This is a genomic window from Dactylosporangium siamense, from assembly GCF_016862795.1.
Lineage (GTDB): Bacteria > Actinomycetota > Actinomycetes > Mycobacteriales > Micromonosporaceae > Dactylosporangium > Dactylosporangium siamense.
In genome coordinates this window covers 64,482-74,946 of the sequence record NZ_BONQ01000138.1, presented here as the reverse complement: position 1 = coordinate 74,946, position 10,465 = coordinate 64,482, and the positions used below count along the sequence as shown (strand labels likewise).

Here is a 10,465-nt window from a genome sequence, read left to right as displayed (position 1 = left end):
GACCAGGCACGGCGTAACCCGGCTCTGGCACTGCGCGGTCCAGGTCCGGCACCGCGGGATCCGGGTCCGGCACGAAGGGATCCGGGTCCGGCACGAAGGGGTCCGGGTCCGGCACGAAGGGGTTCGGGTCCGGCACGAAGGGGTTCGGGTTCGGCACGAAGGGGTTCGGGACCGGCACGAAGGGGTTCGGGTTCGGCACGAAGGGGTTCGGGACCGCGCGGCGTTGTGCGGGAACGTCCCGGCGCGGTTTCGAGGCGGTGGGTGCGCGGCGGGGTTCCGGCACCGGGACGTGCGGGGCCGGCGTGGTGTGGCCCGGGTCCGTGGCGGTGTCGTCCGGTGCGGACGTCGACGCCAGGGCCTGGCGGGGCATCGGGACCGACGCGACGACCCGAGGTGCCGGCGCCGACGTCAGCATGAACCGGTGCTTGCCGCGCCCCACCGCGGGGGTGGCCGGTTTGCGGCGCATCAGGCGCAGCGCGGGCAGTTCCACCCCGTGGTAGACCACCATCGCGGCGATCAGGCTGAACCACAGCACCGACGCCGTCGCCGCGAGGGCCTGGGCCGGGCCGGCCTGGTGCGGCAGGAGCCCGTAGCGGTCGAAGGCGGTGATGACCAGGAAGTGCACCAGGTAGAACGCGAAGGACAGCTCCCCCAGATACACCGCCAGCGGGCGGGACCACAGGGTGCGCTGGCCCCGCAGGTCGGCCCGGGCGGCGGCGGCCACGATCAGGGTCACCGGGATGAGCGTGACGGCGTGCTCGTTGAGGGGGTACGGCGTGAACAGTCCCGCGATCATCGCCGGTGGCAGCAGCGCGAGGGACCAGCGCAGGCCGGGGCCGCGCCACGAGCCGGTGCGCACCAGCAGGGCCACGGCGATGCCGAGCGTGAATTCGGCCATGCGGACCGGCGGCAGGACGTAGCCGACGTAGGCGGCGGTGGAGTGTGACGCCGGGACGAGGTTCGCGCCGACCGCGGCGACGCACTCGACCATCATGACCGCGATCGCCCACAGCCCGGACGGGCCGAGGCGGCGCATCCCGGCCAGCAGCAGCGGGAAGCACAGGTAGAAGAACGCCTCGCAGGACAGTGACCAGCTGACCAGGTTGAGCGCGGTGTAGACGTCGCGGCGCGGCACCCAGCTCTGGGTCAGTGTGAGGTGGGTGGCCAGTTGCAGCGGGCCGGCGCCGCCGATGAGAAACGCCGCGACGACGGTGGTGACCAGGGTCGCCGGATACACCTTGCTGAAGCGGCGCCACCAGAACGTGCCGGCGCGCTCGCCCGGCCGCGCCGACCAGGCCAGGACGAAGCCGGACAGGACGAAGAAGAACGAGACGCCGAGCCCGCCGCCGTGGGTGAGCGCGGCCCAGACCACGGACCTGACGGGTTTCGCCGCGACGAGCTGCGGGTTGTAGTACTGCTCCAGGAGGTGCTGGCCGAAGACGACGAGCGCGGCTGCCCAGCGCAGTCCAGTGAGCGACGGTAGCCGGCTGTTACGGTCCACCCCCGTTGTCTAACGAACCCCACGGGCCGGCAAGGGCGGTCCGGGAGCACCTCACATCGACTCTCACTCGCGAACGACAAGTCGCGCGGCCGCTTCAGCCAGATCGACGACGTCGGCATACTTGGCGTCCAGGTCGAACAGGTTCGCGGTGTGCGGGCCGGGGGCCCGGTCGGCGCACGCCTCCCGCACCACCATCGGGCGGAACCCGGCCTGGAGCGCGTCGACGGCGCTGGCCCGCACGCAGCCGGACGTGGAGTATCCACCGATGACGACGGTGTCGACCCGGCCGGCGGTCAGCCAGGCGGCGAGGGCCGTCCCGGCGAACGCGCTCGCGTAGTGCTTGCGGATCACGAGCTCCCCGGGCGCCGGCGACAGCTGTGGCGGGAGCGCGGCGAGCGGCGAGCCGTCGGCGAAGACCCGCAGGCCGGGGACCTTCGTGGCGAACAGCGGCGCCTCGGCACACGTCTCGTCGGCGAACCCGACGGCAGTGAACGCGACCGGATGCCCCGCGGCCCTGGCGGCACCGAGCAACGACGCCATCGCGGACAGGGCGCCGTCCGCGGTGTCGCAGAACAGCGGTGAGTCCGGCGCGAGGTACGCCATCACGGGGTCGACCAGCAGCAGCGCCGGACGAGAACCCCAGCCGAGCCGGCGGGAGAAACCAGCACTGAGATAGTCGTCCCCTAATCCAGACATCAGACCACGCCGTCCGCGCGGAGCTTGTCGAGGTCGTCGGCGGACAGGCCGAGCAGGCCGCCGTACACCTCGGCGTTGTGCTGCCCGAGCGCGGGTCCGGCCCAGCGGATCTCGCCCGGGGTGTCCGACAGGCGGGGTGCCGGGGCCTGCATGGGCAGGGCACCGAAGTCGGGGTGCGGGACGTCCACAATGGACTTACGGGCGACGAAGTGCGGGTCGTCGAGCATGTCGGCGGGGCGGTAGATCTTGCCGGCCGGCACCCCGGCGGCGTGCAGCAGGGCGAGGATCTCCTCGGCGGGCAGGGTCGCGGTCCAGGCCGCGATGAGGTCGTCGAGCTCCTGCTGGTGCGCGCCGCGGGCGCCGTGCGTCGCGTAGCGGGGGTCGCCGGCCAGGCCGGGCCGGCCCATCACCTCGCACAGGCGGGCGAAGACGGTGTCTCGGTTGCCGGCGATGAGGATGTCGATCCCGTCGGCGGTGGGGTACGCGTTGCTGGGCGCGACGTTGGGCAGGATCGCACCGGTGCGTTCCCGCTGGTACCCGGCGACCACCCATTCCGGCAGCAGCGACTCCATGTAGGTGAGCACGGCCTCGTAGATGGCGGAGTCGACGACCTGGCCGCGGCCCGTCCTCGTGCGGGCGTGCACGGCCATCACGGCGCCGTAGGCGGCCATGGTGCCGGCGAGCGCGTCGCCGAGGGAGACCCCGACGCGGCTGGACGGGCGGTCGGGCTCGCCGGTGACGTGCCGGATGCCGCCCATCGCCTCGCCGATCGAGCCGAACCCGGCCCGCGGGGCGTAGGGGCCGGTCTGCCCGTAGCCGGTGACGCGGACGAGGACGAGCCGCGGGTTGATGGCGGACAGCTCCTCGTATCCGAGCCCCCAGCGCTCCAGGGTGCCGGGCCGGAAGTTCTCCACCAGGACGTCGGCCGACGCGACGAGGCGCCGCACCAGGTCCTGCCCGGCCGGGGTGCGCAGGTTGCAGGTCACCGACTTCTTGTTCCGCGCGACGACCGGCCACCACAGCGACTGCCCGTGCGGCTTCTCGCGACCCCACTCCCGCATCGGGTCGCCCTTGCCGGGGTCTTCGAGTTTGATGACCTCGGCGCCGAAGTCGCCGAGCAGCTGTCCGGCGAACGGACCGGCGAGCAGCGTCCCGGTCTCCAGGACACGGATGTCAGACAGCGGACCAACCATGGTTCGGGAGTGTACGGTTTGGAAACGATGTTTCGCTAGAGGAACCGGAGGTCGGCGATGACCGGTGTTGAGATCGTCGAGGTCGGCCCGCGCGACGGCCTGCAGAACGAGAAGGTCCTGCTGCCGACCGAGGTCAAGGTCGACTACATCACGCGGGCCCTGGACGCCGGCATCCGCCGGATGGAGGCGACCGCGTTCGTCCACCCGGGCCGGGTGCCGCAGATGGCCGACGCGGAGGCGGTGATGGCCGCGGTACCCCGCCGCGACGGCGTCACCTACATCGGCCTGGTGCTCAACCGGCGCGGCCTGGAGCGGGCGTTGAACGCCGGGGTCGACGAGGTCAACGTGGTCGTGGTCGCCTCCGACGAGTTCTCCCGCCGCAACCAGGGCACCAGCACCGAGGAGGCCCTGGACGTTTGGCACGACATCGCCGAGACCGCGGCGGCGCACCGCAAACAAGCCTCGCTGACGATCGCGGCCGCGTTCGGCTGCCCGTTCACCGGCGAGGTCCCGGTGAGCCGGGTCCAGGCGATCGCCGCGAGCGCCCTGCGCAGCCGCCCGCGCGAGATCGCGATCGCCGACACGATCGGCGTCGGCGTGCCGACCCAGGTCCGCGCGCTCGTCGCGGCACTGCGCGAGCTGGACGCGGACGTGCCGCTGCGGGCGCACTTCCACAACACCCGCAACACCGGCTATGCCAACGCCGTCGCCGCGCTCGAGGCGGGGGTGCGGACCCTGGACGCCAGCATCGGCGGGATCGGCGGCTGCCCGTTCGCCCCGGCGGCGACCGGGAACATCGCGACCGAGGATCTCACGTACCTGCTGCAGGGCATGGGCGTGCACACCGGCCTGGATCTGCCCGCCCTCGCCGGCACCGGGACCTGGATCGGCGAGCGGCTCGGCATCGCCACGCCCGCACTGCTGGGCCGCACCGCGACATTTCCACCGGCCACCCGTTGATTCAGAATGGAAACGGTGTTTCCATTACGCCGTGACTGGCGCTCAGCTGAACATCGCCAACGGCGTGCGGGAGTTCGCCCGCGCCACCCCCGGCGCGGTCGCCGTGATCGACGGCGACCGCCGGCTCACCTACGCGGCCCTGGACGAGCGCGCGAGCCGCCTGGCGAACGCGCTGCTCGCCGCCGGCCTGCGACCCGGCGACCCGGTCGCCGTGCTGGCCGGCAACCGCCTGGAGTACTGCGAGATCGCCGCCGGCCTGGCCAAGGCGGGGCTGCCGATGGTGCCGCTGAACCCGCGGCAGACCATGGCGGACACCGCGTACATCGCCGGGCACTCGGGCGCGCGGGCCCTGATCCTGGACCCGCTGCTGGAGGACCGGGCCGTGGACGTCGGCCTCGCCGTCCGGCTCGGCCCGGACTACGAGGCACTGCTCGCCGGGGCGGCCGCGAGCGACCCGCGGATCCCGGTGGGGGAACACGAGCCGTTCTGCATCGCGTACACCTCCGGCACGACGGGCGCGCCCAAGGGTGTGCTCATCAGCCACCGCTCACGATGCCTGACCTTCTACTGCACCGCCCTGGAGTGGGGCCTCGGCCCGGGCCGGCGCACCGTCGCCGTCGCGCCGATGTATCACGGCGCCGGGTTCGCGTTCGCCTACGCGGCGGTGTTCACCGGCGGGACCGTGTCGATGCTGCGCGCCTGGGATCCCGGCCAGCTACTGACGATGGTGCGGCGCGACCGGCTGCAGTCGGTGTTCCTGGTGCCCACGCACGCCGTCGGGCTGCGCGAGCTCGGGCTGACCGGGCACGACCTGAGCAGCCTCGACACGCTCTACTTCAACGCCGCCGCGCTGCCGGTCGCGCTCAAGGAATGGGTCCTCGAGGCGTTCCCCGGTGTCGGCGTGCACGAGTTGTACGGCTCCACGGAGGCGGGCGTGATCAGCAACCTGCGGCCCGGCGACGCCCGCCGCAAGGCCGGCTCCGTGGGCCACCCCTGGTTCATGACCGAGATCCGGGTCGTCGACGACGACGGTGTTCCCGTGCCGCCCGGCACCCCCGGGGAACTGTTCAGCCGGTCGCCGTTCCTGATGAACGGCTACCTCGCCAACCCTTCGGCGACCGCGGAGTGCACCACCCCGGACGGTTACCTCACCAGCGGTGACGTGGTCGTGGTCGACGACGAGGGGTACATCACCATCGTCGACCGCAAGAAGGACCTGATCATCACCGGCGGCGTGAACGTCTACCCCCGCGACGTCGAGGAGGCCCTGGCCGCGCACCCGGCGGTGGTGGAGGCCGCGGTCATCGGGCTCGCAGACGACCGCTGGGGCGAGAAGGTCGTCGCATACGTCGTGGTGCGGCCGGGCGTCCCATGGGACCCCGACGCGCTGCGTGCGCACCTGCGGGCCCGGCTCGCCGGGCACAAGGTGCCGAAGGAGATCCGACCGATCGCGGCACTCCCCCGCAACGCGGCTGGCAAAGTGCTGAAACGAGAGCTGAGGAGCACGGGTTGAGGGCGCACGTCGAACTGATCCACGAGAACGACTACATCTGGCACGAGGCCGAACTGCCGTTCGGCGAGGGCAAGGCCCTCGAACGGCGCCTGTCCACCGACGAGGAGGACGGCTCGTCGTCGCTGTCCCTGCAGTTCCCCGCCGACTGGGGCCGCGGCCCCGGCGTGGCGCACGCCGACACCGAGTTCTACGTGGTGTCGGGTTCGCTGGTGTACGGCGGCACCGAGGTCGGACCCGGCGGCTACCTGCAGGTGCCCAAGGGCGTCCCGATGGACTGGATCAAGATCCGGGAAGGCAGCCACGTCCTGCACTGGCGCGAGTACGGCGACGCCGGCTTCGACCCCGACGGCCCGCGCCGCTCCGAGGGTTCGCCCTCGCTGATCGACCCGTCGAAGATGGAGTGGGTCGCGGCGCCGACCGTCGGCCCGCTGACGCCGCTCTACATCAAGCTGCTGCACCGCGACCCGAAGACCGGCTTCTACACCCGGCTGATCCGGGCCCCCAAGGGCTGGAGCGACCACCGCCTCGCCCACCACCCGTGCTACGAGGAGTTCTACACGCTCAGCGGGAAGATGGCGTACAACTTCGGCGACATCGACGAGGGCACCTACTGCTTCCGTCCCGCCGGCGTGAAGCACGGCCACTTCATCGCCGAGACCGAGATCGACTGGATCATCCGCTCCGACGGCGAGCTGGTGAACTGGTACACCACCGACGAGTGGGTCAAGTGGGGCGGCACCGCCGAGAACTACCACACCCACGAGGCCCCGGTCATCTCCACGCTGCCGGTCCGCTCCCGCTCCCGCGGCGCCTGGTCCGGCGACGGCATGTGACGCCCGTCGATCTGGCCGCGCCCCTTGGACGCGGCCAGATCGTGCCATCATGTGGCGATGACGTGGGCAGCGCTGGTGAGCGCGGCGGTCGGCGCGGCGCTCGCCCTGTCGGGCAGCCTGCTGGTGGAGGTGCGCCGCGACCGCCGGCAGGCTTTCCGTGAGCGGCAGGCCTCGCGACGCCAGGCGTCGGTCGACTTCGTCCTGGCCCTCGGCGGCGCCCTCAACGCCCTGCGCGACGCCGCCAGGTCCGGCGCCGATCCACAGACCCTCGCCCGCGACACCACCTCGGCGGTCGGCGACTCGGGCCTGTACGCGGCCCGCGAACACATCCTCATGTCGGGCACCCCGGCCCTCGTCACGGCCGCCGAGGTGGCGTTCCACGCCCTGATCGACGTCCGCAACGCCGTCCGGTCCGGCGCCGCGCTGACGTCCGAGGCGTACCACACGGCCTACCACCGGCACTCGGAGACCATGTGGCAGTTCCGGCTGGCGGTCCGCGCCGACCTCGGCGAGCGCGGCCTGACACCCTCCGTCGTCCAGCAGCGGGACTGGTCCGACCGGGACCGCTGCCGCAGCTGCGACGAACCGGCCCCTGCCTCCTCGTAGGCTGGCTTTCACACGCGGGCGAACTCGGCGCGGGTCGAACCGCACGGCCGGGCCTGCCGGGTCGGACGAGGAGCCGGACCGGACGGTCCACTCGTCCACGCCGGCGGTCTGGTCGTCGGCAGGAGACCCACGCTACAGGCGGGTTTGCGAACAGATCGGCGGATCGGCGAACGTAACTGTGATTGCCACGATGGTGAGGTGGGGTCGCGGTCAGCAGCTGAGTTGTGGGACACGTGGTGGAGTGCCGCGCGGCGCCGATGGTCGGGTGTGTGGTGGTTCACGACGGGTGTCGCCTTGGCTGGCCTGGCTGCCGCTGGCGCGGGGGTGGCCACGGTGTTGCAGGCCCCGGGCTGGCTGGTGGTGACGTCAGGCGGCCTTTCGGCGAGCGCGTCGCTGGTGGCGCCGTTCATCTGGCCGGCGGTCACGGCACGCCGGCAGCATGGTCAGCAGCGATGGTCGGCGTGGACGCAGATGGTCGATGTATGGCCCTGGGCAGCGAACGTCGACGTCGAGGTCGGCACCGGTCCGGTGACCGCCGGCGTTCTTGATGCCCGCCGCGCACTGGTGCGGTTCCGACTGCGCCGGGTCGAGCTGCGGACGCTCCTGGACTGGTGCACAGATCCGGCGGCGGCGCCGGTGCATGTCGTGAGCGGTCCGGCCGGCATCGGCAAGACCCGGCTGGCGGTCCAGCTCGCCACGGAACTTGCCATCGAGCCGACGCCCTGGGTCACCGGCGCGGCCTACCCCGGCTGCGCCGCGGCCGCGGTGCAGGCCGCCGATGCGCTGCGCCGGCCGGCGCTCGTCGTGCTGGACCAGGCCGATACGCGCCTCGACCTGGTGCCGATGTTCGCCGCGTTGGCGTCGGCAGGACCGTCCGTGCGGGTGCTGCTGCTGGCCCGCACGGCCACAGATGGGCAATGGTGGCAGCAACTGCGGCAGAGCGTCGCCAACCAGCAACAGGCGCCGTGGTTGCGTCGGGTCGGCCATCTGCCGCTCCTGTCGCTCGGCGGCAGTGCGCACGCTCAGCAGCAGTTGTTCGGCAAGGCCATCGACGCGCTGGCGCACCACTTCGACGTCCGGTTCCAGCGGCCGCCGCAGCTCGGGACCGCCGCCCCGGATGCCCCGATCGCGATGTTGCACGCCGCCGCGCTCGTCGCCGTCCTGCGCGCCCAGCAGCGCCGCTCGGCTCGGCCCGTCGATGCCGACGAGACCGTGTGGAAGGAGCTCGTGGATCACGAGGCGCAGGTCTGGCTCGCCGCCGCGGACCGGTACGACGCCGGTCTGCTTCCGGACACGCAGCGGCAGACCGTCGCCTGCGCCGCGCTGCTCGGTGCCAAGGACGAAGCTGACGCCATCGAACTCCTGCGCCGCATCCCCGATCTGCACGGCACCGACCGGGAGCGCCGCCACCGGGTCGCCGAGTGGCTGCACGCCATGTATCCGGGCGTCCCCCCTCAGTGGCTGTCGACCATCGAGCCGCAACAACTCGCCGAGCGGCTCATCTTCACCGAGATCGCGCGGGACGATGCGTTCACCGAGCAACTGCTTGCCGACATCCCGGACCACCGCATGGCCCGGATTCTCGTCTTGCTCGGCACCGCGGCACCGACGCACCCCTGGGCCTCGCGGCGGCTCGGGCAGATCCTGCGCCGGCAACCTGACGTTGCCCTGCCGGTCGCGATCCAGATCACCTCCGGGACCCTCCTCTTGGACCAGATCATCGCCGACTGTGTCGACCAGCTGGCCCTTCCCAGCGGTCTCGTCGACGAGTTGTGGCGCGCCCTACCGAACGCGGAAAGTACGGCAACCCTGCTGCGCACCATCGTGGCGGTGACTCGCCGTCGACTGGACCAGCCCGCGCTCACCGCCGTCGACGAGGCACGTCGGCAACACGACCTCGCCAACGCGTTGCGCTGGGCTGACGAGACATTGACGGCACAGCACCACGCTGAACGCGCCGTGGAGCTCTGGCGCGATTGCAGCCAACTCGACCCGCGACACCGGCACGAACTCGTCGCGGCCTTGAGAACCCTGGCCGCCCTCTACCGGCTCTCCGCTCGGTACGCGGAGGCAGTGAGTCTGGGAAGGCAGGCTGTCGACATCTGTCAGGACCTGTCACGTGTCGACCCTGACGCGAACCGGCGCTTGTGCGCTCAAGCGTTCGGAGCGCTCGCCGCCGCACTGCGAGACGCCGGGCACACCGAAGAAGCGGTGCAGGTTTGGCGGCAGGCCGTTGCACTCTGGCAGGACCTGTCGCACACCGATCCCGATGTCAACGCACGCTGGCACGCCGACGCGTTGAAGCTCTTCGGCTCCGCGCTGCGTGAGGCCGGACAGACCGAGGAGGCAGTGCGGGTCGGCCGGCAGGCCGTCGACCTCTGGCAGCAACTGTCCGATACCGATCCTGACGCCAACCGGCGCCTGTATGCCGACGCGCTGAACTCGTTCGGGAATACGTTGAGTGAGGCCGGGCAGGTCGAGGAGGCGGTGCGGGTCAGCCGGCAGGCCGCCGACCTCTGGCAGGACCTGTACGGTGCCGATCCAGATGCCAACGGGCGTACCTACGCCGCCGCGCTGAGAATCCTGAGCGCTGCGTTGGGTGACGCCGGGCAGGTCGAGGAGGCGGTGCGGGTCAGCCGGCAGGCCGTCGACCTCTGGCAGGAACTTTGCCAACTGAACCCTGGCTTTCAGGACCAGTTCGCCGGCGCGCTCCAGGACCATGGTTCCGCGCTGAGCGACGCCGGGCAGATCGAGGAGGCGGTGCGGGTCAGCCGGCAGGCCGTCGACCTCTGGCAAGAGCTGTCCCGTGCCGATCCCGACGCCAACCAACGCTGGTATGCCCTGGGGCTCAAGGGTCTTGGCACCGTGTTGCGGCGCGCCGGACAGGTCGACGAGGCGGTGCGGGTCGGGCGGCAGGCCGCCGACCTCTGGCAAGAGCTGTCCCGCGCCGATCCCGACGCCAACCAACGCTGGTACGCCAATGCGATGCTCGCGTTGAGCAACGCCTGGCTGGAGCATGGCAACGTTGCGGAAGCCAGGTCGGCTGCGCAAGGCGCGGTCGCTCAGCTGCGGGCCTTGACCATCCGCAAGCCGTATGACGTGCACCGGCGCGAGCTCGCCAACGCCCAGCGTTGGCTTGCCAATTTCGCGTAGCCGGACGCCG

8 protein-coding genes are annotated in these 10,465 nt (G+C 71.7%); 5 read left to right on the top strand and 3 right to left on the bottom strand.

Annotated features, from left to right (window positions below; all coding sequences use genetic code 11):
* The 3 genes from Dsi01nite_RS44095 to Dsi01nite_RS44085 form a co-directional block, all read right to left on the bottom strand.
* On the bottom strand, positions 1–1,501 hold a 1,501-nt coding region (locus Dsi01nite_RS44095; protein WP_203852413.1), incomplete at its 3' end, for an acyltransferase family protein.
* 63 nt (positions 1,502–1,564) lie between these two features.
* Positions 1,565–2,197, bottom strand: a complete 633-nt coding sequence (locus Dsi01nite_RS44090; RefSeq protein ID WP_203852412.1) for an isochorismatase family protein — start codon at positions 2,195–2,197, stop codon at positions 1,565–1,567.
* Entirely contained in the window at positions 2,197–3,390 is a 1,194-nt protein-coding gene (locus Dsi01nite_RS44085; RefSeq protein ID WP_203852411.1) for a CaiB/BaiF CoA transferase family protein, read from the bottom strand. Before Dsi01nite_RS44085 ends, Dsi01nite_RS44090 begins: the two co-directional genes overlap by 1 nt.
* Positions 3,391–3,447: 57 nt before the next feature.
* Between Dsi01nite_RS44085 and Dsi01nite_RS44080 the strand changes: the two genes are divergently transcribed.
* The 5 genes from Dsi01nite_RS44080 (at position 3,448) to Dsi01nite_RS44060 (ending at position 10,455) form a co-directional block, all read left to right on the top strand.
* The gene (locus Dsi01nite_RS44080) at positions 3,448–4,350 is read left to right on the top strand and encodes a hydroxymethylglutaryl-CoA lyase (protein WP_203852410.1); all 903 of its coding nucleotides are present in this window, start codon (positions 3,448–3,450) and stop codon (positions 4,348–4,350) included.
* A 31-nt stretch (positions 4,351–4,381) separates the two neighbouring features.
* Positions 4,382–5,863 (top strand): class I adenylate-forming enzyme family protein, encoded by a 1,482-nt coding sequence (locus Dsi01nite_RS44075; protein ID WP_203852409.1) that lies wholly within the window; start codon positions 4,382–4,384, stop codon positions 5,861–5,863.
* Positions 5,860–6,696 carry a DUF4437 domain-containing protein gene (locus tag Dsi01nite_RS44070; protein WP_203852408.1) on the top strand — a complete coding sequence of 279 codons (837 nt, stop codon included), beginning with the start codon at positions 5,860–5,862 and terminating at the stop codon, positions 6,694–6,696. Before Dsi01nite_RS44075 ends, Dsi01nite_RS44070 begins: the two co-directional genes overlap by 4 nt.
* Positions 6,697–6,753: 57 nt before the next feature.
* A complete protein-coding gene (locus tag Dsi01nite_RS44065) occupies positions 6,754–7,302 on the top strand; it encodes a hypothetical protein (RefSeq protein WP_203852407.1) in 549 nt (182 codons plus the stop codon).
* 333 nt (positions 7,303–7,635) lie between these two features.
* Entirely contained in the window at positions 7,636–10,455 is a 2,820-nt protein-coding gene (locus tag Dsi01nite_RS44060; protein ID WP_203852406.1) for a tetratricopeptide repeat protein, read from the top strand.
* Positions 10,456–10,465 lie beyond the last annotated feature (10 nt).